A 23,988-nucleotide genomic window follows, 5' to 3' on the forward strand; every position below is an offset into this window, starting at 1 on the left:
ATGCTCCAGCCCTGCCAGGTCGACAGCTGGGTGGAGTGGTGCGAGGACTACCGCCCGCTGGCTGCGCGCCCCTACGGCGATCGGGCGGTATGGATTGGCTACGATCCGGCCGAGTCCGGCGATAGCGCCGGCATCGTCGTCGTGGCCCCGCCGACCATTCCCGGTGGCACGTTCCGAGTGCTGGAGCGCCATCAGTTCAAGGGCATGGACTTCGCCGCTCAGGCCGCCTTCATCCACAAGATCATACTGCGCTACTGGGTCACCTATATCGGTATAGATGGCACCGGCATGGGCACCGGGGTGGCGCAGCTAGTGCGTCAGTTCTTCCCCGGCGTGACGGTGTTCAACTACTCACCCGAGGTGAAGACCCGCCTGGTGCTCAAGGCCTTTGATGTGATCAAGAACGAACGGCTGCAGTACGACGCCGGCTGGACGGACCTGACCCAATCGTTGATGGCCATCCAGAAAACACTGACCCCCAGCGGGCGCCAGGTGACCTACACCGCTGGCCGCTCGCGCACCACCGGCCATGCTGACTTGGCCTGGGCCCTCATGCACGCGTTGCAAAACGAGCCGCTCGAAGGCGTTATGGCCGCACGCGGCTCCATGGAGATTTTCTGATGAATGAAACGCCTGATCCCACCGCGCAGCTGCCCACGGGCGGGGTGGAGGTCTTCACCTTCGGCGAGCCCACCCCGGTGCTGGATTCGCGCGGGATCTATGACTACCTCGAATGCGGAAGGAATGGCCGCTTCTATGAGCCGCCCGTCGATCTGTCCGGGCTGTCGCGCACCACGCGCGCTAACCCGTACCTGCAGACCGGTCTGACGTTCAAGCGCAACATGCTGGTGCGCACCTTCAAGCCAAACAGGTTGCTTAGCCGAGAGGCGTTTGGGCAGCTGGCGCTGGACTATGTGACCTTTGGCACCGCTTACCTCGAACGTCGCCGGTCCCTGGCCGGTAAGGCGCACAGCCTGGCCGTGCCGTTGGCGCAGTACGTGCGCCGAGGGGTGGAGGAGGGCGAGTTCTTCCAGGTGCGCGCCGGCCAGGTCGAACACGAGTTCCCGCAGGGCGATGTGTTTCAGCTGCGAGAGCAATGCCCGGATCAGGAGATCTACGGACTGCCCGAATGGATGCCGGCGGTCCAGGCGGCGCTGCTGAACGAATCGGCCACCCTGTTTCGGCGCAAGTACTACAACAACGGATCGCACGCTGGGTTCATCCTGCACCTGACCGATCCTCAGACCGAGGCCGGGGATGTCGCTGCCTTGCGTGAGGCGTTGCGACAATCCCGTGGGCCAGGCAACTTCAAGAATCTGTTCGTCCATTCGCCCAACGGCAGCAAAGACGGCTTGAAGCTGATCCCGGTCAGCGAGGTGGCGGCCAAGGACGAATTCACCGGCATCAAGGAAGTCACCCGAGATGACATGCTGGCCTCGCTGCGCATCCCGCCGCAGTTGCTGGGTATCGTGCCGCAGAACAGTGGCGGGTTCGGGTCTATCCGCGAAGCGGCATTGGTATGGGCAGCAATGGAGCTGGCTCCGCTGCAGACGCGCATGACCGCGATCAACGAGTGGCTGGGCGTGGAGGCGATCCGCTTTGACGCCTTCGAGCTGGGAGCAGCAGCGGCATGAAGCAAACACGACAGAGCCTGCGCTGCGGCGCCTATGGGCGCCCGCTGGCCAAGGCGCAGGTGGCTCCAATCTACAGATGAAACGTCCCCGCTGAGGGGATATGAACCAAAATGAAGGGGGCAAAGCTATATGCCCCCGTTCTCTAGAAGCTAGAAGCTTGATCGGCAACTTGCCCGCTGGCTTACAACTGAAAATTTCATATATAAAGTCTGGGGGCGGAGATTGCGGCGGCCTTTTTTGCCAAAGCGATCTCGTACGCATTTGGAGACAGTTCCTCCCTATCCATCTCCGACCTAATCGCAGCTGTCCAAGTATGATCACTGCCCAGTTTTTCCGCTATGCCGGTGAGAATGTGGCGTTTCACTTCGACGGGAAGGTGGAATCCGATGCTGCCCTTGGAGTGATTAAAAGCCTCCACGTTCGAGTCGCTGTTGTTCGGAATCTCGTCAATCAGTTTGACATGACGACTGTTCAACGAGCGCGATGCGCCATACAACATGCTGACAGCGTCGTTAACGATGTTCCATTCAGCGCCGGATCGGCGGAGGCTTCGAACGTCGAGCATCGTGAAACCAACATAGTTGTCTGGATTATTGTCAGCAAGCTTTGCAACGAGTTGCATATGCGAAACGACGCCAGAGCCGCCTTGACCAGGATGTTCGATTAATCTCTGTGACCCGTCATGTATGGGGCCAGAATAAGCTTTTTGGCCCCACGAGGTATCAATCATGTCCAATCGATCCGGGGCCAGAGGGAATAGGTCAACCTGCCCACTCTTAATGTTCATCACCCCGGTAAACATGTTCCCGGGCACAGAGTGAGACAAATAGAAGTCGGATGTGCCACGATAGCTCTTGCCGTTGCTGGCTTCGATGCTGGGCCCCAGTGAGACTTTCGGGACCTCGAAGCTGATAACGGCCTGTTGCACCAAAGCGTCATCGTTTCGAGTGTCCACGACGTGATACACGTAGGAGCTATCCGAGCACGGAGATCCGAGATCGATTTGTGCAGCGGTAATAGTTGCTGCAGAACCTGTGTTGCCTGACGCTAGTGCGCGCATGAACGCCTTCGCCTGATCGAGAGAGAATTTTGATGGCGATGGTGGGGCAGCTGCACCCTGTGCTGGCGCATTTCGAACACTGGCAGGCCGCGCAGCGCTCGAGCTACTAGGTTGAGTGGAGGGCGATGATGTGGCCGGGGAGATTGCCGTTGGGGGCGAGACTGCGATCTTCATTTCATTGGGGCGTCTTCAGGGAGGGGCTGAATTACTCTGGCTCAGTGCGGGACGGGCTTGAAGTTCATGAGAGACCCCGCCGATGGCATGGCCAATCAATGGCTTCCGGAACTCGTCAGCAGCAGAACTTTTGACCTACGGCATTCGGCTCGAATTGTTCAGACCTTCCTTAGTTGAGGCGCATGGTACGCCGCCACGGCCTCGATGTGATTCGAAAACCTCCGAAATCTACGATGCCCCAACCACGACGAATCGTGCCGGAGCTCGTCCCGCTAGGGATGGTCCGAGCGGATCACTCGGAGCGCTGGATTCGTGAACTTCAGCCTTACGCGGGGCCGTGACGTGTCTAGGATGGAAGTCAGGGTTGCCGACCAGTGGGCGGTACTACCAACTGATTTCTTACAAATATTTTTGTATCTTTCCTGGGCAGCTCCCACGGGCTGCCTGAACGGATGCAGGCGGTTCATGCGGCGCTGATGAACGAAGTGGTCACCCCTGTTTCGGCGCAAGTATTGCAACAATGGATCGCATGCCGGGTTCATTCTGCACCTGACCGATCCTCAGACCGAGGCCGGTGATGTCGCCGCCTTGGGGGAGGTTTCGCCGGACAACTGCTAGTAGCTGGCTTCGATCTTGCCACGCAGGCTGCGGCCGTCGCGATCGAAGGCCGAGGCCGATTCAACCAGGACCGCGCCGCCGCGTTGCGCCAATCTTGTGGGCCAGGCAACTTCAAGAATCTGTTTGTGCGCTCGCCCAACGGCAGCAATGACTGCTTGAAGCTGATCCCGTCAGCGATGTGGCGGCCAAGGACGAATTCACGGGCATCAAGGCGGTCACCCGTGATGACATGCTGGCCTCGCTGCGCATCCCGCCACAGTTGCTGGGTATCGTGCCTCAGAACAGTGGCGGGTTTGGGTCTATCCGTGAACCGGCACTGGTATGGGCAGCAATGGAGTTAGCTTCGCTGCGGGCGCGCTTGATGGCCATTGATGAATGGTTGGGCGTGAAGGCGATCGGCTTCGAGCCGTTCGAGCTGGCGCCGGCGGCTTGACCTCTCGCAATAGAGCATTCGTCGCGGGCGAGGGGGCTCGCCTAGGCCCAGGCAGACTTCACCTGCGGCGATTGACGCTCATTCGGGCGATGGAAGCCGTGTCCCCTGAGGAAACTAAGTTCCGCCTGTTTCTTCCCAAGCGCGCCGCATCTGGGCAGCGGCCACTGCGGGTGCTATGCGGCCAATGCCGGTGGCCAGGCAGGGTCTAGCAAGGGCAAAGAATGTGCTCGTAGCTCTATTCATGCGCGACTTTCAGCGCGGCGCCTAACGCCATATAGGCCTTGCCCGACCGGGGCTGCCTTCTCCGACTATGTGATGCTCTTGCTGCCCTCTTCTTCTTGTTTCTCGAGGATCAGGGCAGCATGCACAAATCGGTGTAATTCTATTATCTGAATAGGTATCAGCATCGAGCGGAGGAATGATAGGAGGAAGAGGCCCGCAACCCCGCACACAACCCAGTAGGAAAGCTGTGGTTGACTCTCGCCCACTGCGAGGATGACAGCTGTACCGAGGAGGCTAGCAATGTGATTGATTAGGGTGATCCATTGTGAAAAAAGCAAATGGTTGCTCTTCCTAGTGAATTTCTCCATCTGAACGGAATTAAGGCTTTTGGCTGCTTCCACCTTTCCCGTAAAAAGCATGGTCGTAATCATGAAGCCAGTTACAATGGTCAGGAGTGTAGTGGCCATTTTCCACCCGTCCACGGAGGCGCTGCTCATGACGCCAGCACGCTGGAAAAGGTGGCCAACAACCGCTCCTGCGATGAAGATTGCACCATAGAAGCATGAGTAGCGAACCCAGACACCCGGCGACGGCGCGGCCTCAGTCGCAGCGATCTTGATCGTTCTGACTGCTGCGAGCAGGTCGTCAGGCAAGAGCTTATCGAAGAGAGGCATGGCGAGTCGCCCGATGTGCATGGTCATTAGAGAAACACACCCTTTGAGTCTATCAGCCGCGCCGTAACGTCAGGTGCGGTAGCAAGCTCATTGAGATATTTCAGCATCTCCGTCTCAATTTCTGTGACCGCAGGTACCCCTGGCCGAACTTCTTGAATCGCAACCTGAATCTTTTCACGGTAGCTGTCCAAATCCGCGAGCCCGGTCTTATCGTTGAAGGTGACAGAGATGCCGGATAGCCCGGTGCCGCCTTCGCTTTCGTCTACCCACTCAAGCACGGTGTCAACGTCAAGCTCGCCATTCTTCTCTGCCTCGATCGATGCAGTGATCTGCTTGAACTTGTTCACGCCAGCGTTGGTGAACATCGACTCTAGCACTGCGCCGAACGAATTTGGCTCCGGATTGAAGTCTCCCCTGACTCGTGCCGTGACGCTTTTTACACCCCGATGAAGCTTGGCGAGCGCTTTAAAGTTACGAGCGGGTACATCCTCCGCAACGAGTCTTGGGTAGGTCTTAATCGCGTGTCTGCGGATGAGCTGGCGAATCGCTGTCAGGATGATCTGAAGGGACCCATATACCCGAGCGTTCTCCATGATTAGGCTCTCGCCATAGACCAAGCACGCGACACGGTCCACGATCTCGATAGGGTCGCCGTCCTCTGTCTTGATCTGTTCTGCCTTGATATCTGCACTCGCGGCCGTGAAGTCTTGCACGACTTGGTCGGGGGTTTTCCCCGCCGTGTAGATAAAGGCATGGAACAGCAGGCTGTCGCCTGTCTTCTTTGACGGCTCCAGAAAGACACATGTCTTGCCCGGCGTAACGTCTGCAACCTGAGGGCAGTGTCTGTCGCCGACCGTTTTTGCGGCCTCTAGAGCCTTGCGCAAATGCTTGTGTACTTCAAGCGGCGCGATTGCCGGGTAGCGGTCGCCATCGATAGCGACGAGCTTCTTCAACTGAAGACTTCTGAGGATGGTGCCCATTCCTTTCCTTGAAATGCTTTCGGATTCGCCTGCAGCGCCACTCGGGCGTAGCCGGGCCGATTGTAGCTGCGCTTCCGTGCAAAGGGGACTTCGTCGCTCCATTGGGGGGACCGTGGTCTGGAGCGCAGGGCACCGCGCTGCGCGATACATACGCTTCTCTACCCAAAAGTTCGGAGTCTCTTAGGCACTCTGCGTGCGCACTCGTCTCCCCGCCACGCCTGCCCGCTTCATACCCCTCTTTTTCTGCACGCCTGCAACAGCGGCTCAGAGCCCGCCACTGCTGCGTCTACGGGGCGTTACGGGGAGCCTCCCAGCCCTGCGGATTTCTGCACGCAAGGGGCCTCCTGGCGGGAAACGCACGGGCTTGGGGTCGAGCGAGCGATGGGCAGAATTCTTTGGAGTCCCTCGGGGATCGAGTAATCAGTAATCCGGGCCGAATTAGAGGCCTAAGCCATTGATTTTAAATTGTATTTATATGTAACTTTTCTGTAATCATCTCGGGGTCCTCTTGTAATGTCATTGATTCTTAAGGACTTTTTTCTAACGGGTGATTACATGGTCAATGTGTAATCTGATTACAAAGAGATTACTCGATTATTACATCTAAGACTCTAAGGTAAGTTATTGAAAATAATAGTAAAACTAGCGTTCTCGCGAGGCTGATTACGGGAATTACTAGATTCCCGAGGGTCGCCAAAAAATTCCATCTATAGGGGATGAAAGGCCGTTTGTGTGATGCATGGCTCACTTACGCCGCTTCTGCTCGCCTGACTAAGTGCGCCAGGACCTCGCCAGCCGATTAGCTGTTGGCCGGGCCACTTGCTAAAAGTAGCGGAGCGCAGCTAATTCACGCCGCTTTCCAGTGGATGCTAGCCAGGCCGAACGACGCCCGTAGTTGCACCGGACCTACCGTCGACTTCGCACAGAGTTCCCACAGATGCCTCGAAGTGCTTGTGGCACAAGCGATTCAGACTCCTGTTTCCGGCGTCAGGAATGGCTGGGAGAGGTGCGGCCATCCTGGCCGAGCACAAGGCGGGGAAGATTAACGGAATTGATCAAAAAGGAAGTGGAGTCGGACCATCCACGACTCCATTACGCCAGTTTCGTTGAAACCCTTGCGCTACAAGGGGATGTGGTGCCGGTGAAAGGACTCGAACCTTCATGGGGTTACCCCCGGCTGATTTTGAGTCAGCTGCGTATACCATTCCGCCACACCGGCAGCAGCGGGCTAGTGTAACCGAGCCCGACGGCTGTTCATAGAGGGCGCCGGAAACTGAGACGATCCCCCCGTAATTTGTCGGTAACGGCACTGTGATGGCTATACTGCACCGGCTTAACACGTGCCGGAGCAAGAGCCCATGTCAGCGTTGCAGGACCTTCGGGTGCTGGTGGTCGAGAACGACGAAATGAGCGCCTCGCTGCTGCAGATGCAGTTGGAACAGTTCGGCGCCGAAGTGATCGGTGTGGCCGCTTCGGTGGCCGATGCGCTGCGTCTGCTGGCCGCCCAACGCCCGGACGTGGTGCTGCTGGATTACCGCCTGGCCCGCAACGAAACCAGCGAACCGGTGGCGACGGCCCTGGTCGAGGCAGGCGTACCGTTCGTGCTGGCCACCGGCATGAGTGCTGCGCAGTTGCCGGCCGCGATGGGCGCCGGCGTGCTGCTGGTCAAGCCTTACCTGTCCATCGATCTGTGTACCGCGCTGCAGCGTGCGGTGGGGCGATCCAGTCAGGCGGCCTCTTCGTACACGTAGTGGATGTCCTCGCGGTCGTCCAGGATCGCGTACTGCAGCCCCAGCTGGTCCGGATCCGGATTCAGCCAATCATCCAGATGTTCGGCCCGGATCGGCACCACGCCGCGGTCGTGGCCGGCGGCTGCCACGTCGGTCGGCGGCGCATCGGTAATGGTGGCAAACGATAGCAGGCGGCCTTCGGGCCCTTCCCATTCCGCCCACAGGCAGGCCAGCAGCAGGTCGCGCGGCGGGTCGGGGCGGAATTCCAGGATCACGTCCTGTTCCTTCTCGTCGCTGCACAGCTGTCGCCCGGCGATGGCATGGCGCGGTACGTGCTCGTAGAACGCGCGCACCATCACCACCCCGTGGCGAAGGCCGAAGGCGCCGCGCCAGTAGCCCTCCAGGCTGTCGCGTCGCGCGTTGTAGGTACCCGGATAGAGCACGTCGTTGCGCGCCGGTTTGTCCGGAAGGCGGCATTGATAGCGCATCGGCTTGATCACCCGCTGGCCGTTCTCGCTGACCATGACCGGCGCGTAGGTGCCGGGGAAGATGCGGTTGTCGCGCGGCAGCAGCTGCACGCGGTGCAGATCGTCCAGGCGCGCCTGCGCACGCTCGATGCGGTTGCCGGCCACGCGCAGGTCGTTGCGGGCCTTCTGCGTGGGACGGGTGGCCAGCGTGGCGGCGGCAATGTCGCGGCGCTCGCTCTGTTTCACCAGCTCGGCCCGCAGCGCCTGCTGTTCTTCGGCGTGCCATTGCTGGATCTTTGCCACGATGTCGCGGCCCTGCTCAGTGCGCGCGCCAGCAAAGCCATCGTCCATGGCCTTGGGGGTCTTGGGTCGCTTCTTGCCGGGATCGTGCGCGTACAGTTCGGCAAATTCCTCCAGCGACAGCACGGCGCCGTATTCACGGACAAGCTTGGCGTAGTCGGCGCGGATCAGGGCGGAATAGCACATGCGGGCGTGGCCGGTGGAGGTCGCAGCGGCTGCGACGGGAGTGCGGCAGGATAGCCGGACAATCCGGGAGAACGTGTATGAATGCTGCAAGCAACTGCCAGTTCCGCGACGCGGTGCCCACGGTGGAAGACTACTGCCAACTGCGGGCCCTGGCTGGGTTGAGTGCCAAGACGCGTGAGGCCGCCGAGCGTGCGCTGCCCAATACGGTGTTCGGGGTGTGCGCCTACCAGGGCAGTGAACTGGTGGCGATGGGCCGGATCATTGGTGATGGCGGCTGCCATCTGCAGGTGTGCGACATCGCGGTTCTGCCGCGGCTGCAGGGGCAGGGGCTGGGCAAGCAGGTGATGGCGCGGCTGGATGACTGGATGCGGGCCAATCTGCCGCCATCGGCATACGTGAGCCTGCTTGCCGATGGCGAGGCGCACCGCCTGTACGCGCAGTTCGGGTTCGCACCCACCGCGCCGGCATCGATCGGCATGTACCGGCGGTTTTGAGTTCAAGGCGGTGAGGCACTTGCCAGGATCGCAGGCGAAAAAAAACCCGGCCGAAGCCGGGTTTTTCAAAGAATTGGCGTCCCCACGGGGATTCGAACCCCGGTCGCCACCGTGAAAGGGTGATGTCCTAGGCCTCTAGACGATGGGGACGCACGAAAAACTTCAAGTTGTAGAACCTTCGACGGCCTAATGTCGAAAGTGGTGGAGCCAAGCGGGATCGAACCGCTGACCTCCTGCATGCCATGCAGGCGCTCTCCCAGCTGAGCTATGGCCCCAATGAAACCGCGGATGATCTGCCGGGAGCAGAGTCCGTTTTGAAACTGGCGTCCCCACGGGGATTCGAACCCCGGTCGCCACCGTGAAAGGGTGATGTCCTAGGCCTCTAGACGATGGGGACGCACGAAAAACTTCAAGTTGTAGAACCTTCGACGGCCTAATGTCGAAAGTGGTGGAGCCAAGCGGGATCGAACCGCTGACCTCCTGCATGCCATGCAGGCGCTCTCCCAGCTGAGCTATGGCCCCGTGTTACCGAGCCGCCTATCTTACCAACGTATTCACCTTTGTGGAAGCTTTTTTTTCGCTTTCTTCGTCGGGTTCCGCCAGGCCACGAGGGCAGGGGATCCACAACGCCACAACCTGAACGCCGGTGGGCGGTGAACAAAAAAGACCCGGTTATCGGCCGGGTCCTCGTTGTTCATGATGAGTTGGCGTCCCCACGGGGATTCGAACCCCGGTCGCCACCGTGAAAGGGTGATGTCCTAGGCCTCTAGACGATGGGGACGCACGAAAAACTTCAAGTTGTAGAACCTTCGACGGCCTAATGTCGAAAGTGGTGGAGCCAAGCGGGATCGAACCGCTGACCTCCTGCATGCCATGCAGGCGCTCTCCCAGCTGAGCTATGGCCCCACGTCGCTGAGGAGCGAAATAATAGCTGTGCCCCCGGGGGTTGGCAAGCATTTGTTGCACTTTTCTTCACGTCGTTTGCGACGCCCGTGTCAGCCACCCGGCAGACGCTGTGCGCGCAGGCGCAGCGCGTTGCTGATCACCGAAACCGAACTCAGGCTCATCGCCACCGCAGCCAGCATTGGCGACAGCGAAATGCCCCAGGGCACCAGCACGCCGGCGGCCACCGGAATGCCCAGGCCGTTGTAGAGGAAGGCGAAGCCCAGGTTCTGCCGCATGTTGCGCACGGTTGCACGCGACAACTGGCGCGCACGCAGGATGCCGCGCAGATCGCCTTTCACCAGCGTGACCTGTGCACTGGACATGGCCACATCGGTGCCGGTGCCCATGGCAATGCCGACGGCGGCGCTGGCCAGGGCAGGCGCGTCGTTGATGCCATCGCCGGCCATCGCCACCGTGCGGCCCTGCGCCTGCAGCTGCTCCACCAGTGCGGCCTTGTCAGCCGGGCGCGTTTCGCCGTGTACCTCGTCCAGGCCCAGCGTGCTGGCCACGGCCTGTGCGGTCAGCAGGCCATCGCCGGTGGCCATGATGATGCGCAGGCCATCCTGGCGCAGCGCCGCGATCGCTTCGGCCGTGGTGGGCTTGATCGGATCGGCCACCGACAGCAGGCCGGCCAGCTGCCCGTCCGCCGCCAGATACATCACGCTGGCACCGCGCCGGCGCAGGGCGTCGGCGGTGTCCTGCAGCGGCGTCACGTCGATGCCGTGTTCGTCCATCAGGGCGGTGTTGCCCAGCCACAGCTGGCGCCCCTCCACGCGTCCGACGACACCGAGCCCGGTGATCGAATCAAAGTCCTGCACGGGCAGCAGTGCCATCGTGCGCAGGCGTGCTTCGGCCACGATGGCCGCGGCCAGCGGATGTTCGCTGCCCTGGTCCAGGCTGGCGGCCCAGTGCAGCACCTGGTCGGGCGCATGGCCGTCGGTGGCATGCACCGTATCGAACGCCGGGCGACCTTCGGTAAGCGTGCCGGTCTTGTCCACCACCAGCGTATCGACCTTCACCAGTGCTTCGATGGCCTCGGCGTCGCGGAACAGCACGCCGTGCTGCGCAGCGCGACCGGTGGCCACCATGATCGACATCGGTGTGGCCAGGCCCAGCGCACAGGGGCAGGCAATGATCAGCACCGCCACCGCACTCAGCACGCCATGGGTCCACGACGGTTCCGGGCCAAACAGACCCCAGCCGAACAGCGTCAACACGGCCACCGCCAGCACCGCCAGCACGAACCAATAGGCAACCTTGTCTGCCATGCGCTGCATCGGCGCGCGCGAGCGCTGTGCCTGCGCCACCAGCTGCACGATCTGCGCCAGCATGCTGTCATCGCCCACACGCTCGGCCTCGATCACCAGCGCGCCCGAGCCGTTCAACGTAGCGCCAATCACACTGTCGCCCGCCTGCTTGCTGACGGGCACCGGTTCGCCGGTCAGCATCGATTCGTCCAGCGTGGAACGACCTTCCAGCACGCGGCCATCCACCGGCACCTTCTCGCCTGGGCGAACGCGCAGGCGGTCGCCAGCCTTCACAGCGCTCAATTCCACGTCGTGTTCGCTGCCATCGGCGTCGATGCGCCGCGCGGTCTTCGGTGCCAGCCCCAGCAGCGCCTTGATCGCCGCCGAGGTGCGGGCACGGGCACGCAGTTCCATCAACTGGCCCAGCAGGGTGAGCGAAATGATCGCTGCCGCCGCTTCGAAGTACACGCCCACGTGCCCATGCTGCTGGAACGAGGGCGGGAACAGGCCCGGGGCCACGGTGGCGACGACGCTGTAGCCGTAGGCGGCGATCACGCCAGTGCCGATCAGGGTCCACATGTTCGGGCTGCGGTTGCGGATCGACTGCGCCCAGCGCTGCAGGAACGGCCAACCGGCCCACAGCACCACCGGCGTGGCCAGCGCGCCTTCGATCCCTACCCGCACGGTGGGCGACACCGCGTGCAGCAGGGGGGTCATCGCCAGCATCGCCAGCGCCATCGTGGCCACGCTCAGCGGCAACGACACCCAGAAGCGGCGGCGGAAGTCGGTCAGCTCCGGGTTCTCGCCGTCGTCCAGGCTGGGCATCATTGGTTCCAGCGCCATGCCACAGATCGGGCAGGTACCGGGGCCTTCCTGCACGATTTCCGGATCCATCGGGCAGGTGTACAGCGTGCCCGCCGGCACGGGGGGCGCGACATGCGAAGCCGGGTCCAGATAGCGCTGCGGATCGGCCAGGAACTTCTGCCGGCAGCCGCCGCTGCAGAAGTGGTAGGCCGTGCCCTGGTGCTGGGCGTGGTGTGGGGTGGTGGCCGGGTCGACGTCCATGCCGCAGACCAGGTCCTTCACCGTGTTGGCGGTCTTCTTCGAGCCGCCGCAGCAACTGGCCTTGGCCGCGGGCGCGTTGTGGTCGTGCGCGGGGCCGGTATGCGTGCTGTTCATGCGTTGTCCTCGGTCAGCGCGGCCAGGATCGGGCACTGTTCAAGCGCGCCGTGGCCCGGGCAGGCATCCACCAGCTGTGACAGCGCCGCCTGCATGCGTTGCAGTTCGACCATGCGCTGTTCGATATCGGCCAGCCGCGCCCGTGCGGTATCGCGCACGCTGCCCATGTCCTGCGCATGGCGGTCGCTCAGGGCCAGCAGCTCGGCGACTTCTTCCAGGCTGAACCCCAGCGCCTTGGCGCGGCGGATGAAGCGCAGCCGGCGAAGGTCCTGCTGGCCGAAGATGCGATAGCCGCCGGCCGACCGCGCTGCGGTGGGCAGCAGGTGCTGCCGCTCGTAATAGCGGACGGTGTCGATCGGCACGCCTGCTTCGCGTGCCAGTTGCCCGATGTTCATGGCGCACTCCCGTGGAATCTGCAGCCATTGTGAACCCTTGAGTCTGGTCCAGAGTCAAGGGTTGTGAACGGAAGCCGCTCGTTCAGGGATATTTGCAACTTTCTTCATAGCCCCCGCTCCGGGGCGGTTCCTACCCTTCGTCTGCACCGGCCGCTGGATGGCCTGAACGAACGGAGGAAGGGCTGTGGACGCACTCAATAGCGAAGGATTCGTGGAGGTTGCAGTGGTGGAGTACCCGGGCGGTGACCCCTCGGCGGCGTCGGTCCTGGCGGAGATGGCGCATGTTGCCAATCGCCTGGCCCAGCAGAAGAAGCGCCCCTTCCCGCGGGTGCTGATCACGCGGTGGATCGTGCCGGCCAGCAACAGCGGTGTGCATCGGCTGGCGGGTGCGGACATGCTGGATGCGGCCATTCCTGCGGTCATCGCCTTGCCGACCCTGGTCAGCCCCGGGGCCGCGCTGCGTACCGAAGATGTGCTGCTGGACTGGCTGCGGGCACATTACGACGGTGGCAGCCTGCTGGCGGCCGCCGGCGATGGCGTGGGCGTGCTGGCCCGTGCCGGGCTGCTGGCCGGGCGCACGGTGTCCGGTCCGGACCTGAGCCGCTACCCCGGCCTGCAGGGTCAGCCGTCCAGCTGGGCGCCCAGTGAGCGCGCGCTGGTGGACGATGGCGATGTGTTGACGGTGGGCGGCAGCCAGGCCTGGCGTTTCATGGGGCTGCGCCTGCTGTACCGGCTGCATGGGCAGGGCGTGGCCAGCGAGGTGGCCGCACAGCTGGGCATCAGCGTGCCGGTGGCGATCCAGCAGGATCTGGAACGCTTCAGTGCGAACTTCGCCCATGGCGACCGCGATGTGCTGAAGGCGCAACGCTGGCTGCACACCACCGCAGCGCGGGGCGCAACGCTCACCAGCATCTGTGAAATGTCCGGGCTGGAGCCGCGCACCCTGCAGCGCCGCTTCCTGAAGGCCACCGGCCTGCGTCCCATCGAATATTGCCAGCGGCTGCGCATTGCCAAGGCGCAGGCCATGTTGCAACAGGGTGCCAGCATCGATGAGGTCGCCTGGGGCGTGGGCTATGCCGACCAGAGCGCGTTCCGCCGCCTGTTCCTGCGCATCATCGGGATGACACCGGCCAACTATCGGCGCCACGTCAGCTGCAACAAGCAGCGCGAGCGTGCCGCGGTGGCTGCGGCTACGGCCACCGTGCGCGGGCTGCGGCCATCGCCGGAACTGCAGATGCGGCGCGATGCCGCCTGACCCGTAGCCCGGCCGCCCCTTGCCTTTGCAGCGGGCGGCTTTGAACATGCAGTGTGCTGTGACAGATTGAGTGGCGTATGTCGAGTGTAGGGCCGGTGCCGATGCCGGTGATTCTGATCATGCTGGCCTTGTTGGCAGCGATGGGCCTGGCCCGGTTGTGGCCGCGCGCCACGGCCGGCGATGCAGCGCCATCGCCGGCCAGCGTGGTGCTGGACATGCTGCTGTTGGGCCTGCTCTGCGGGCGCTTGGCGTTCGTCGCGTTGAACTTCGAGCTGTATCGGCCGTCACCGTGGTCGGTGCTGCAGATTGTCGATGGCGGCTACTCGGTCCCCGTGGCGCTGCTGTCAGGCGCTGGCTGGGGGCTGTGGGCACTGCGCCGGCATCCGCGCCTGCGCCTGCCTGTGTTCAGCAGTGCGGCCCTGGGTGTGTTGTTGTGGGCGGGCGGCGGCATCGCGCTGTCGCAGTGGCAGGCCGCACACATGCCGCTGCCAGCGGTGCAGACGGTGGATCTGCACGGGCAACCACAGGCGCTGCAGCAGTTCCAGGGGCGCCCGCTGGTGCTGAACCTGTGGGCGACCTGGTGCGGCCCGTGCCGGCGCGAGATGCCGGTCCTGGCCCAGGCGCAGCAGGCGCATCCACAGATCCAGTTCGCCTTCGTCAACCAGGGCGAAACCACCGGGGATGTGCAGGCATTCCTGTCCGCCAATGGTCTGGCGCTGGACAACGTGCTGCTGGATGAAGCGTCCGAGGCGTCCACGGTGCTGGGGGTGAAGGCGTACCCGTCCACGCTGTTCTTCGATGCGCAGGGGCGCCTGCAGGAGCTGCACCTGGGTGAACTGACCGCCGCCGGCCTTGAACACAAACTGCGCCAGCTGCGGTAGCCTGCCCCGGCATTTCATTTCGGAGTTTCCATGCTGTCCATTTCCCCGCGCGTTGCGCACAAGGCCCTGATCCTGCCGGCACTGCTGGCGCTGGCTGCCTGCAGCCAGGCGCAGACCCCGCAGGGCAAGGCGGAAGCCCAGCCGGCAGCCGCCGCAGCCAAGGGCGATCGCCCGGCGGTGCTGCAGGGCATCGAGAAGCACGGCTTCCAGGTCGTGGCCGAGTTCGATGCGCCCGGTGGCCTGCGTGGCTTTGCCGGCGTGGTCAACGGCCAGCAGCCGGCGGCCGCTTACGTGACGGCCGATGGAAAGAACGTGCTGGTCGGCAGCCTGTTCGACGCGCAGGGCAATGAAGTGGCCGCCGACAAGGTGGAAAAGCTGGTGGCCGGCCCGATGTCCGAACGCATCTGGAAGGATCTGGAAGGCAGCGCCTGGGTGCGCGATGGCAAGGCCGACGCGCCGCGCGTGGTGTACACCTTCAGTGATGCCAACTGCCCGTACTGCCACAAGTTCTGGGAAGCGGCACGGCCGTGGGTGGATACCGGCAAGGTGCAGTTGCGCCACGTGCTGGTGGGCGTGATCCGTGAGGACAGCCCGGCCAAGGCCGCCGCCATCCTGTCCGCGCGTGACCCCAGCGCCGCACTGCTGCAGAACGAACACCAGTTCGAGCAGGGCGGCATCAAGCCGGTGGCCACGATCAGCCCCGAACTGGCCGGCAAGCTCAATGCCAACCAGGAACTGATGATCAAGCTGGGCTTCCAGGGCACGCCGGGCATCCTGTTCCAGGATGCGCAGGGCCAGGTGCAGCGTCGCTCGGGCATGCCGCAGGGTACCGATCTGCAGACGGTGCTGGGCCCGCGCTGACGGCGCCGGGACGTGTGCCGACGCGGTTCGGCACACGTCGGTAGTGCTGTCGCATTCTGCGACATGGCGGCTGTGCGGATGGCGCAGTCGCCTTGCCGGTGTCACCGATGAAGCGTGACCTGGTTCAATAGTTCTGCCTTGATTGTGATCAAGGCCAAAAGCGACACGCTGGCTACGCTGGTGTGCATGAAACCCCGCACGGCAGCGCATTTCGCACCCCTTGGCACGTGGCTGAATCCGCAGCGGCACGGCGTGCCGTTCACGACACTCTCACTTCGCGCTTGTTACCCAGACCGCTGCGACCGCCACCTCTCCGGCAGCGTGGCCGCAGCGGCGAAGACGTCGACAGCCGCAGGGCAGTGTCATCGTCCTGTTGCCTGCGATGGGCAGGCTGTCAGCGCTCGCCAACGCAGTACCTGCATTTCCAGTAGCGGTGGGGTGCCCACCTGGCTGCGCGCATGCGCACGCCGGAAGCGCCCCGCGATCGTTCGTTTGGGGAGAATGCAATGCGCGTTGCGGTTTTGAGTGTGGCGTGTGCGGCGGTGCTGGCAGCAGCACCTGCCCAGGCACAGGAAGGTGCACCCGATGATGCACAGGCGCTGCGGCGCGAAATTGAAGGCATGCGGCAGACGCTGGAGCGCCTGCAGCAGCGTCTGGACCGGCTGGAGCAGCGCGATAGCAGTGCGCCGGTTGCGGCAACGCCGTCGGCACCGTTGCCCAGGCCGGAGCCGGCCACGCCAGCGCTGGCAGGCACCGCGGCAGGACTGCACGCCACCCAGGTGCCAGGGGTCGCGCAACCCGTGCTGCCCCAGCGTGATTCGGTATCCGACCCCTCCACCGCGGCTTCGCGCCCGGACAGTGCGGCCGGCCCCACCGATCCTGACCTGAAGGGCTTCTTCGCCATCCCCGGTACCGACACGGTGATCCGCATCGGCGGCTACGCCAAACTGGATGCGATTGCCGATTCGCGGGCAGCCGGCGACGAAGACCAGTTCATTCCCTCGTCGATGCCCGTCGGCGGCAGCCACCGCGATGTGTCCAACTTCAACCTGCATGCCAAGCAGACCCGCTTCAGTTTCGAGGCACGCCGGCCGACCACCCACGGCAACCTGCGCTTCTACCTGGAAAACGACTTCTTCGGCAGCAGCGACGGCTATCAGTTCCGGTTGCGCCATGCCTACGGGCAGTTGGGCAACACCTATGCCGGCTACGGCTATTCCAGCTTCATGGATGCCGACAGCCTGCCCGACACGCTGGACTTCGCCGGCCCGGGTGGCGCGGGCTACCTGCTGGTGGCCGGCATCCACCATAGTTTTGCGCTGGGCAAGGGCACCACGCTGACACTGGCCGCCGAAGACCCGGATACCGAGCTGGCCGGGGCCAGCGACAGCGTGATTGCTGCCAACCGGCTGCCGGATGTGACCGTGGCCGCGCGCGTGGAGCGCGACTGGGGCCACCTGCAGTTGGGGGCGGTGGCGCGCAGCCTGGCCTACGACGGTGAGGGCGAGCGCGACCGGCGCATGGCCGGCGGCCTGCAGCTGAGTGGTTCGGCGGCGGTGGGCGAGCGTGACCTGCTGCTGTTTGGCGCTTTGGGCGGGCGCGGCTTGAGCCGCTACACCGCCGATCTGACCGGTTCCGGCCTGGACGCGGTGGTGGATGCCGACGGGCGCCTGCGCGCGCTGGACGTGCACGGCGGCTTCGTCGGCTACACCCATTACTGGTCCGAACTGTGGCGTTCGAACCTGATCTACGGACAGCTGACGCTGGAGCGCAACGCGGCGCTGCCGGCCGACGCCTTCCGTGAGAGCCGCTACGGCGTGTTCAACCTGATCTGGAGCCCGGCCCCGTCGTGGACGATGGGCATGGAGCTGCTGTACGGCCGCCTGGAACAACAGAGCGGCGCGCGCGGCGACACGGTCCGGGTGCAGGGCAGCCTGCAATACAACTTCATCAAGTAGACGCCAGCGGCAGTACGCCCGCGTTTTCCGTCCCCATGCCCGGTGCTGCCGGGCCCGTGCCAGGTGCAGGAGAGTGTCATGGCAGAAACAAAGAAGATCGGGGTGGTCGGTGCCACCTTCCTCGTGGCCGGCAACATGATGGGTTCAGGGGTGTTCCTGTTGCCATCGAGCCTGGCCAAGATCGGTACCGCCTCGATCTGGGGCTGGTTGATCACCACCGCCGGGGCGCTGCTGCTGGCGTTCGTGTTCGCCAAGCTGGGCAAGCTGGCGCCCAAGGCCGGCGGCCCGTATGCCTATGCGCGTGACTGGTTCGGGCCGTACATGGGCTTCCAGACCAACACCATCTACTGGTTCGCCAACTGGATCGGAAACGTGGCCATCCCGATCGCGGCGGTGGGCTATTTCAGTTACTTCTTCCCGATCCTGTCAGAGCCGCTGGTGCGCTGCATCGCCGTGCTGGTACTGGTCTGGGCACTGAGTTTCGCCAACGTGATCGGGCCGGCCTTCGTGACCAAGGTGCAGACGGTCACCACCAGTTTCGCGCTGGTGCCGATCCTTGGCATCGCCATCTTCGGCTGGTTCTTCTTCGATGCGGACATCTTCAAGGGTGCCTACAACGTTTCGGGTGAATCGAACTTCGGCGCCATTTCCAGTGCCGCCGCACTGACCCTGTGGGCGTTCATCGGCGTGGAATCGGCGTCGGTGACCGCTGGCGTGGTGGAAAACCCGGAAAAGAACGTGGCCCGCGCCACCCTGGCCGGCGTGTTCCTGGCGGCGGTGGCCTACATCGCCAGTTCGTCGGTGATCATGGGCATGGTGCCCAATGCCGAACTGCAGACCTCCGATGCGCCGTTCGCGCTGGCCGCCGCCAAGGCGGTGGGCGGCTGGGGTGGTGGCCTGGTCAGCCTGTGTGCCTTCATCGGTGCGGCCGGTTCGCTGGGTGGCTGGATCCTGCTGACCGCGCAGAGCGCCAAGGCGGCGTCCGACGATGGCCTGTTCCCGAGCATCTTCAGCAAGACCAACAAGGACGACGTGCCGGTGAAGGGAGTGCTGATCGTGGCGGTGCTGATGACCCTCGCGGTGCTGGTCACCTCCACCTCGGAAACCGCGTCGGCACAGTTCGATGTGATCACCTCGGCGGCGGTGGTGTTGACCCTGCTGCCGTACATCTATTCCTGCGTGGCCTGCTATTTCGTGGTGGAACGCTCGCACACCATCGTCCACACCGGTGCGTTCTGGGCACTGACCAGCCTGACGGTGGTGTATTGCCTGTGGGCGATCTACGGCTCGTCGGGAACGATCGTGCAGTACGCCTTCCTGTTCGTGCTGTTCATCACCGTGTTCTATCCCTTCTTCAGCGAGGAGCGTCGCCAGCAGCGGCAGCGCACCCGTGAGGCGGCCGCGTTGTCCGGCGGCGCCCAGCGTTCCTGAATTCGACAAGGAGAATCAACGTGTACTTCAAGTCCCTGGATTACCCGGTCATCGTCATTGATGGCGACTACGATTCGCCGCGCATCGGCGGCATCCTGATCCGCGCGCTGGTGGAAGAGCTGCGTGGCAACGGCCAGCGCGTGCTGTGCGGCCTGAACCTGGACGATGCGCGCGCCGGTGCCCGTACCTACGTGGCGGCGTCGGCGGTGCTGATCTCGATCGATGGCAGCGAAGAGGGCGAGGGCGAGTTCCAGCGCCTGGCCGCCTTCCTGCGCGAACAGAGCGCGCGCCGGGCCAACCTGCCGGTGTTCCTGTACGGCGAGCGGCGCACCATCGAGAAGGTGCCCAGCAAGCTGCTCAAGTACATCCACGGTTTCATCTTCCTGTTCGAGGACACCAAGAACTTCGTCGCCCGCCAGGTGATGCGTGCGGCCGAAGATTACATGCAGAACCTGCTGCCGCCGTTCTTCAAGGCGTTGATCCACCACGCGGCCGAATCCAACTATTCCTGGCATACCCCGGGCCATGCCGGTGGCGTGGCGTTCACCAAATCGCCGGTGGGCCGTGCGTTCCACCAGTTCTACGGCGAGAACACCCTGCGCAGCGATCTGTCGATCTCGGTGCCGGAACTGGGTTCGCTGCTGGACCACACCGGCCCGATCAAGGACGCCGAGGACGAAGCCGCGCGCAATTTCGGCGCCGACCACACCTTCTTCGTCACCAACGGCACCTCCACCGCCAACAAGATCGTCTGGCACGGCACGGTGGCGCGCGGTGACGTGGTGTTCGTGGACCGCAACTGCCACAAATCGCTGCTGCATGCACTGATCATGACCGGCGGCGTACCGGTGTACTTCACCCCCAGCCGCAACGCGCACGGCATCATCGGGCCGATCAGCCTGGACCAGTTCACCCCCGAGGCGCTGCAGCAGCGCATTGCCGACAACCCGCTGGCCAGCCAGGCCTACCAGGCCGGGTCGAAGCCGCGCATCGCGGTGGTCACCAATTCCACCTACGACGGCCTGTGCTACAACGCCGAAAAGATTGCCGAAGAGATCGGCAGCGCGGTGGACTTCCTGCATTTCGATGAAGCCTGGTATGCCTACGCGGCATTCCATCCGTTCTACGAAAATCATTACGGCATGGCCAAGGGCAAGCCGCGCGAGCAGGACGCGATCATCTTCACCACGCATTCCACCCACAAGCTGCTGGCCGCGTTCTCGCAGGCGTCGATGATCCACGTGCGCAACTCGGCCAGCCGCGACCTGGATGCCGAGCGCTTCAACGAATCGTTCATGATGCATACCTCCACCAGCCCGCATTACGGGGTGATCGCGGCCTGCGACGTGGCCTCGAAGATGATGGAGGGCGAGGCCGGGCGTTCGCTGGTGCAGGAAATGCACGACGAAGCGATTGCCTTCCGGCGCGCCATGCTGCACGTGCGCGATGACCTGGGCCGCGACGACTGGTGGTTCAGCGTGTGGCAGCCCACGAAGGTGGAGCGCAGCCTGGACAAGGGCGATACGCCGGCACCGCTGGTGGCCAAGCGTGAGGAATGGTACCTGCAGCCCGATGCGCACTGGCACGGCTTCGATGGGCTGGTGGACGACTATGTGCTGATCGACCCGATCAAGGTGACCCTGCTGACCCCGGGCCTGACGATGGACGGCAGCATGGGCAAGCTGGGCATTCCGGCGGCGGTGCTGAGCAAGTTCCTGTGGGGCCGCGGCATCACCGTGGAAAAGACCAACCTGTACTCGGTGCTGTTCCTGTTCTCGATGGGCATCACCAAGGGCAAGTGGAGCACCCTGGTGACCGAGCTGATGGCGTTCAAGGAACTGTTCGATCGCAACGCGCCACTGAGCCAGGCCTTGCCGACGCTGGCCGCCGATTATCCGGTGGCCTATGCCGGCTGGGGCCTGCGTGACCTGTGTGAGGCGCTGCATGCCTTCAACCAGGAATTTGCCGTGGCCAAGGTGATGCGCGAGATGTACGTGGACCTGCCGACCCCGGTGATGACCCCGGCCGATGCCTACAACCATCTGGTGAAGGGCGAGATCGAGCGGGTGGACATCGAACAGCTCAGCGGCCGCATTGCCGCCACCATGCTGGTGCCGTACCCGCCGGGTATTCCCACCATCATGCCCGGCGAGCGCTTCGGCGCCAGCGACGAGCCGATCATCCAGTCGCTGCGCATTGCCCGCGAACAGAACGCGCGCTTCCCCGGATTCGAATCGGATGTGCACGGGCTGATCATCGAGCACGACGAAGAAGGCACCACCTACCGGGTGGAGGTGCTGAAGGCCTGACCGTGACGGTCGGACCTTTGGTGCTGCATGGATACCGCCCGCGAACAACGCATCCTGCTGCTGTCGATCGGGATGACCGTGGCGGTCAGTGCGGCCGGCTTCCTGGGCGGCCTGCTGGTGGGATCGCAGGCCATCCTGTTCGACGGCATCTACAGCCTGGTGGACGTGGCCCTGACCCTGGTGTCGCTGTCGGTGCTGCGGCTGGTGGCGCGGGAGCAGAGCCCGCGCTTCCAGTACGGCTATTGGCATCTGGAACCGATGGTGGAGGCGCTGGGCGGGGTGATCCTGTCGCTGGCCTGCGTGTACGCGCTGGCCAACGCGGTGATCGGGCTGACCACCGGCGGCCACGTGGTGAAGTTCGGGCCGGCGCTGTGGTGGGCCGGCCTGATCAGTGCAACCAACCTGGGCATGGCCGCGTTCGTGGCGGGGCAGGCACGGCGCCTGCACTCGCCGTTGTTGTGGCTGGACGTGCGTGCCTGGCTGCTGGGCGGGCTGATGGCACTGGCCGTGGTGCTGGCCTTCCTGCTGGCGCTGGCTCTGCAGGACGGGCCGTGGCAGCACTGGGTACCGTACCTGGATTCAATCGTGCTGATGCTGATCAGTCTGGCCGTGCTGCCGGTGCCCACGCGCGCTGCATTCAAGGCGCTGCGCGAGGTACTGCAGGTCGCGCCCGATGACCTGGACCAGCGCGTGCAGCAGGTGATGCAGGCGTTCGTGGGCGAGCGGGGCTATGCCGGCTTCACCAGCCACGTGGCGAAGATGGGGCGCATGCGCTTCATCGAGATCCATGTGCTGACCGACCCGGCCACGCCGCTGGGCACGGTGGGCGAGGTGGATGCCATGCGCGATGAGATCGCCGTGCGCCTGGATGCACGCGGCGGCATGTTCTGGCTGACCATCGATTTCACTGCCGACCCGGCCTGGACCTGAGCGGCGGCGCGGCGCGCTTCAGCGCAGGTAGTACTCCACCGGTACCACGCGTTCCTGCGGTGCCGGCAGATCATCGGGAATACGCGGCAGCGGCTGCGCGCGGCGGAAGGTCTGCAGAGCGGCCTGGTCCAGCATGGGTTCGCCACTGCTGCGTTCCAGCAGCAGCGTGCGCAGGCGGCCGCTGCGGTCGACGCTGGCGCGCACCCAGGCCGTGCCCTGCTGCCGGCGCGCGCGGGCGGCACTGGGGAAATAACGGTGGCGTTCCAGACGGGCCATCAGACGCGCTTCCCAGGTATCGCTGTGGGTGCCGGCCAACTGCGGCGCCGGTGCGGCGTCGGGGGTGGGTGGTGCTGCACTGATCGACGCCGGTGCCGGGGGCGCGTCGTGGGTCGGCAGGACCAGAGCCGGTAGGGGCTGTGCCTGTGCATCGGGGGTACGACCGTCAGCGGCGGCCAGGGTGCCTTCCGGCGCGCGGCTGGGCGGGGGCGGCGACAGCGGCCGTGGCTGCGCTGGGCGTGGCTGCTGTGCCTGGCTGGGACGCTCGGCCTTCAGTTCTTCCAGCGGCTGTGGCGGCGCGGTGGGGGGCAACACGCGCAGGCTGATGCGCACCTCTTCGACAGGGGGCACGGGGCGGGGTGTGGACGTCGTCCAGTGCAGCAGCCCCAGCACCGGCAGCAGGTGCAGGGTGGCGGTGATCGCCACCGCCATCCAGTGCGTGCGGCGCTCGCGTGCGCCGCGCCGCGCCGGGCGGGCAGGCGTCAACGGCAATGGCTTTGGACGGAGCGCTTGGACGGGCACGGACGGCTGCGGAGAGCGGGACAGGAACGGCCCGCGGCGGCAAGGGCAGCGCGCGCACCTTACCGCAAAAGAGAATCGTTTGCATTAATGCCGGGCCGTCAGGTCCCGGTTCACGGCGCGGCGTTGACCCCGGGGCGCACGTAGTAGGTCTGCCCACTGTCGTCCAGGAACAGCAGTTCCGGCTTGCCCTGCCACGAGGTGAGCATGGCGCCGGTATTGTTCTGGTGGCGGACCATCAGGGTGGCGCCGCGATCGGGGTTGGCGACCACCTTGAACACTTCGGTGGTGCCGCTGGCATCGTCCAGGGTGAGCAGGGCTTCGCCGCCGCGGTCGCTGGTGCCGTAGCCGCCGCGTTCGGAACCGTCCGGGCCGAGCAGGATCACACCGGACAGTGCCGCGGCACGCGGGCCCTGGGTGCGTCCTTTGCTGGTCGGATCGGGTACCGGCGCACCGACGATGACGCGGGCCTGGCCCTTGGCATCGTGGACGACCAGGCCGCGTGCATGGATCACGCGTTCGGGCGACTGGCTGTCGTGCAGGTTCCAGGCCGTCCAGCCGGACACCAGCAGGGCGAGGGTGGACACCCCCAGGGTAGTAAGCAGCAACGCACGGGCCATCGTGTAGTCCTTCCTTGGATGTGGCGACGATAGCGGATGCAAAAGCGGATGGGTAGAGTCGACTGGGTAGAGTCGACTGTTAGTCGACTGTTAGTCGACTGCCCTTGAAACGGCGTGCAGCAATTCCGCGCTGGCCCGCTAGTTGTGTAAACCCACTACGTTGTTCAGCGGCACTCTGGAGATAGGTGGCTGGCCGCCGATCCCCATATG

Annotated in this window: 19 protein-coding genes, 7 tRNA genes and 2 pseudogenes; 13 read left to right on the forward strand and 15 right to left on the reverse strand. The window is 64.1% G+C overall.

Annotated elements, in window-relative coordinates; translation table 11 throughout:
- Nucleotides 1-621 (forward strand): annotated as a pseudogene (locus G4G00_RS21000) (terminase); the annotation flags it as partial.
- Nucleotides 621-1,634 (forward strand): phage portal protein, encoded by a 1,014-nt coding sequence (locus G4G00_RS21005; protein WP_164276346.1) that lies wholly within the window; start codon nt 621-623, stop codon nt 1,632-1,634. The pseudogene G4G00_RS21000 and the gene G4G00_RS21005, both read left to right, overlap by 1 nt.
- A gap of 196 nt (nt 1,635-1,830) precedes the next feature.
- Here G4G00_RS21005 and G4G00_RS21010 read toward each other — a convergent pair whose 3' ends face one another.
- On the reverse strand, nt 1,831-2,562 hold the full coding sequence (locus G4G00_RS21010) for a hypothetical protein (protein ID WP_164276348.1): 732 nt from the start codon (nt 2,560-2,562) through the stop codon (nt 1,831-1,833).
- A gap of 740 nt (nt 2,563-3,302) precedes the next feature.
- Here G4G00_RS21010 and G4G00_RS22160 point away from each other — a divergent pair.
- Both G4G00_RS22160 and G4G00_RS22165 read left to right on the forward strand, forming a co-directional pair.
- Nucleotides 3,303-3,432 (forward strand): annotated as a pseudogene (locus G4G00_RS22160) (Presumed portal vertex protein); the annotation flags it as partial.
- Between the two features lie 232 nt (nt 3,433-3,664).
- Nucleotides 3,665-3,919 (forward strand): hypothetical protein, encoded by a 255-nt coding sequence (locus G4G00_RS22165; RefSeq protein WP_343161379.1) that lies wholly within the window; start codon nt 3,665-3,667, stop codon nt 3,917-3,919.
- Nucleotides 3,920-4,227: 308 nt separating this feature from the next.
- Here G4G00_RS22165 and G4G00_RS21020 read toward each other — a convergent pair whose 3' ends face one another.
- The 3 genes from G4G00_RS21020 to G4G00_RS21030 all read right to left on the reverse strand — a co-directional run bounded on the left by G4G00_RS21020 (nt 4,228) and on the right by G4G00_RS21030 (nt 7,014).
- Nucleotides 4,228-4,842 carry a hypothetical protein gene (locus G4G00_RS21020; protein WP_164276351.1) on the reverse strand — a complete coding sequence of 205 codons (615 nt, stop codon included), beginning with the start codon at nt 4,840-4,842 and terminating at the stop codon, nt 4,228-4,230.
- Nucleotides 4,842-5,795, reverse strand: a complete 954-nt coding sequence (locus tag G4G00_RS21025) for a hypothetical protein (RefSeq protein WP_164276353.1) — start codon at nt 5,793-5,795, stop codon at nt 4,842-4,844. Before G4G00_RS21025 ends, G4G00_RS21020 begins: the two co-directional genes overlap by 1 nt.
- 1,133 nt (nt 5,796-6,928) lie before the next feature.
- Nucleotides 6,929-7,014 (reverse strand) — tRNA-Leu (locus G4G00_RS21030).
- A gap of 139 nt (nt 7,015-7,153) precedes the next feature.
- Here G4G00_RS21030 and G4G00_RS21035 point away from each other — a divergent pair.
- Entirely contained in the window at nt 7,154-7,546 is a 393-nt protein-coding gene (locus tag G4G00_RS21035; protein WP_108753364.1) for a response regulator, read from the forward strand.
- On the opposite strand, the gene G4G00_RS21040 is transcribed toward G4G00_RS21035, so the two are convergent.
- Complete coding sequence (locus G4G00_RS21040; RefSeq protein ID WP_164276356.1) at nt 7,522-8,478, reverse strand: SOS response-associated peptidase family protein; 957 nt, start codon at nt 8,476-8,478, stop codon at nt 7,522-7,524. The genes G4G00_RS21035 and G4G00_RS21040 overlap by 25 nt on opposite strands.
- A 77-nt stretch (nt 8,479-8,555) precedes the next feature.
- Here G4G00_RS21040 and G4G00_RS21045 point away from each other — a divergent pair, with 77 nt between their 5' ends.
- The gene (locus tag G4G00_RS21045) at nt 8,556-8,972 is read left to right on the forward strand and encodes a GNAT family N-acetyltransferase (protein ID WP_108753362.1); all 417 of its coding nucleotides are present in this window, start codon (nt 8,556-8,558) and stop codon (nt 8,970-8,972) included.
- A gap of 74 nt (nt 8,973-9,046) precedes the next feature.
- On the opposite strand, the gene G4G00_RS21050 is transcribed toward G4G00_RS21045, so the two are convergent.
- The 8 genes from G4G00_RS21050 to G4G00_RS21085 form a co-directional block, all read right to left on the reverse strand.
- Nucleotides 9,047-9,122: transfer RNA gene (locus G4G00_RS21050), tRNA-Glu, on the reverse strand.
- A 49-nt stretch (nt 9,123-9,171) separates the two neighbouring features.
- A tRNA-Ala gene (locus G4G00_RS21055) sits at nt 9,172-9,247 on the reverse strand.
- A gap of 46 nt (nt 9,248-9,293) precedes the next feature.
- Nucleotides 9,294-9,369: transfer RNA gene (locus G4G00_RS21060), tRNA-Glu, on the reverse strand.
- Nucleotides 9,370-9,418: 49 nt separating this feature from the next.
- Nucleotides 9,419-9,494 (reverse strand) — tRNA-Ala (locus G4G00_RS21065).
- A gap of 183 nt (nt 9,495-9,677) precedes the next feature.
- Nucleotides 9,678-9,753 (reverse strand) — tRNA-Glu (locus G4G00_RS21070).
- 49 nt (nt 9,754-9,802) lie between these two features.
- A tRNA-Ala gene (locus tag G4G00_RS21075) sits at nt 9,803-9,878 on the reverse strand.
- 89 nt (nt 9,879-9,967) lie between these two features.
- Complete coding sequence (locus tag G4G00_RS21080) at nt 9,968-12,343, reverse strand: heavy metal translocating P-type ATPase (protein WP_164276359.1); 2,376 nt, start codon at nt 12,341-12,343, stop codon at nt 9,968-9,970.
- Nucleotides 12,340-12,738: a heavy metal-responsive transcriptional regulator gene (locus G4G00_RS21085; RefSeq protein ID WP_108753360.1), complete on the reverse strand. Its 399-nt coding sequence runs from the start codon at nt 12,736-12,738 to the stop codon at nt 12,340-12,342. Before G4G00_RS21085 ends, G4G00_RS21080 begins: the two co-directional genes overlap by 4 nt.
- A gap of 184 nt (nt 12,739-12,922) precedes the next feature.
- Between G4G00_RS21085 and G4G00_RS21090 the strand changes: the two genes are divergently transcribed.
- The 7 genes from G4G00_RS21090 to G4G00_RS21120 all read left to right on the forward strand — a co-directional run bounded on the left by G4G00_RS21090 (nt 12,923) and on the right by G4G00_RS21120 (nt 22,363).
- A complete protein-coding gene (locus G4G00_RS21090) occupies nt 12,923-13,993 on the forward strand; it encodes a helix-turn-helix domain-containing protein (RefSeq protein WP_108756444.1) in 1,071 nt (356 codons plus the stop codon).
- Between the two features lie 77 nt (nt 13,994-14,070).
- Complete coding sequence (locus G4G00_RS21095) at nt 14,071-14,874, forward strand: TlpA disulfide reductase family protein (RefSeq protein WP_108753358.1); 804 nt, start codon at nt 14,071-14,073, stop codon at nt 14,872-14,874.
- Between the two features lie 30 nt (nt 14,875-14,904).
- Complete coding sequence (gene dsbG, locus G4G00_RS21100) at nt 14,905-15,735, forward strand: thiol:disulfide interchange protein DsbG (protein WP_108753357.1); 831 nt, start codon at nt 14,905-14,907, stop codon at nt 15,733-15,735.
- A gap of 506 nt (nt 15,736-16,241) precedes the next feature.
- Nucleotides 16,242-17,693, forward strand: coding sequence for a DcaP family trimeric outer membrane transporter (locus G4G00_RS21105; protein ID WP_164276362.1), 1,452 nt, complete (start codon nt 16,242-16,244; stop codon nt 17,691-17,693).
- Between the two features lie 78 nt (nt 17,694-17,771).
- Nucleotides 17,772-19,124: an arginine/agmatine antiporter gene (adiC, locus tag G4G00_RS21110; RefSeq protein WP_108753355.1), complete on the forward strand. Its 1,353-nt coding sequence runs from the start codon at nt 17,772-17,774 to the stop codon at nt 19,122-19,124.
- A gap of 20 nt (nt 19,125-19,144) precedes the next feature.
- On the forward strand, nt 19,145-21,433 hold the full coding sequence (locus G4G00_RS21115; RefSeq protein ID WP_164276365.1) for an Orn/Lys/Arg decarboxylase N-terminal domain-containing protein: 2,289 nt from the start codon (nt 19,145-19,147) through the stop codon (nt 21,431-21,433).
- Nucleotides 21,434-21,460: 27 nt separating this feature from the next.
- A complete protein-coding gene (locus tag G4G00_RS21120; protein ID WP_164276368.1) occupies nt 21,461-22,363 on the forward strand; it encodes a cation diffusion facilitator family transporter in 903 nt (300 codons plus the stop codon).
- Between the two features lie 18 nt (nt 22,364-22,381).
- Here the strand turns inward: G4G00_RS21120 and G4G00_RS21125 are convergent, their stop codons facing one another.
- Both G4G00_RS21125 and G4G00_RS21130 read right to left on the reverse strand, forming a co-directional pair.
- Nucleotides 22,382-23,125 carry an energy transducer TonB gene (locus G4G00_RS21125; protein WP_234414515.1) on the reverse strand — a complete coding sequence of 248 codons (744 nt, stop codon included), beginning with the start codon at nt 23,123-23,125 and terminating at the stop codon, nt 22,382-22,384.
- A 146-nt stretch (nt 23,126-23,271) separates the two neighbouring features.
- On the reverse strand, nt 23,272-23,778 hold the full coding sequence (locus G4G00_RS21130; RefSeq protein WP_108753352.1) for a hypothetical protein: 507 nt from the start codon (nt 23,776-23,778) through the stop codon (nt 23,272-23,274).
- Nucleotides 23,779-23,988 lie beyond the last annotated feature (210 nt).

It is taken from the genome of Stenotrophomonas sp. B1-1 (assembly GCF_010894375.1).
Classification (GTDB): domain Bacteria; phylum Pseudomonadota; class Gammaproteobacteria; order Xanthomonadales; family Xanthomonadaceae; genus Stenotrophomonas.

Coding starts and splice junctions, on each gene's coding strand:
- G4G00_RS21130 (WP_108753352.1), bottom strand. CDS start 23,778: ATGGCCCGTGCGTTGCTGCTTACTACCCTGGGGGTGTCCACCCTCGCC.
- G4G00_RS21080 (WP_164276359.1), bottom strand. CDS start 12,343: ATGAACAGCACGCATACCGGCCCCGCGCACGACCACAACGCGCCCGCG.
- G4G00_RS21040 (WP_164276356.1), bottom strand. CDS start 8,478: ATGTGCTATTCCGCCCTGATCCGCGCCGACTACGCCAAGCTTGTCCGT.
- G4G00_RS21035 (WP_108753364.1), top strand. CDS start 7,154: ATGTCAGCGTTGCAGGACCTTCGGGTGCTGGTGGTCGAGAACGACGAA.
- G4G00_RS21095 (WP_108753358.1), top strand. CDS start 14,071: ATGTCGAGTGTAGGGCCGGTGCCGATGCCGGTGATTCTGATCATGCTG.
- G4G00_RS21085 (WP_108753360.1), bottom strand. CDS start 12,738: ATGAACATCGGGCAACTGGCACGCGAAGCAGGCGTGCCGATCGACACC.
- G4G00_RS21120 (WP_164276368.1), top strand. CDS start 21,461: ATGGATACCGCCCGCGAACAACGCATCCTGCTGCTGTCGATCGGGATG.
- G4G00_RS21020 (WP_164276351.1), bottom strand. CDS start 4,842: ATGACCATGCACATCGGGCGACTCGCCATGCCTCTCTTCGATAAGCTC.
- G4G00_RS21045 (WP_108753362.1), top strand. CDS start 8,556: ATGAATGCTGCAAGCAACTGCCAGTTCCGCGACGCGGTGCCCACGGTG.
- G4G00_RS21025 (WP_164276353.1), bottom strand. CDS start 5,795: ATGGGCACCATCCTCAGAAGTCTTCAGTTGAAGAAGCTCGTCGCTATC.
- G4G00_RS21005 (WP_164276346.1), top strand. CDS start 621: ATGAATGAAACGCCTGATCCCACCGCGCAGCTGCCCACGGGCGGGGTG.
- G4G00_RS21105 (WP_164276362.1), top strand. CDS start 16,242: ATGCGCGTTGCGGTTTTGAGTGTGGCGTGTGCGGCGGTGCTGGCAGCA.
- adiC (WP_108753355.1), top strand. CDS start 17,772: ATGGCAGAAACAAAGAAGATCGGGGTGGTCGGTGCCACCTTCCTCGTG.
- dsbG (WP_108753357.1), top strand. CDS start 14,905: ATGCTGTCCATTTCCCCGCGCGTTGCGCACAAGGCCCTGATCCTGCCG.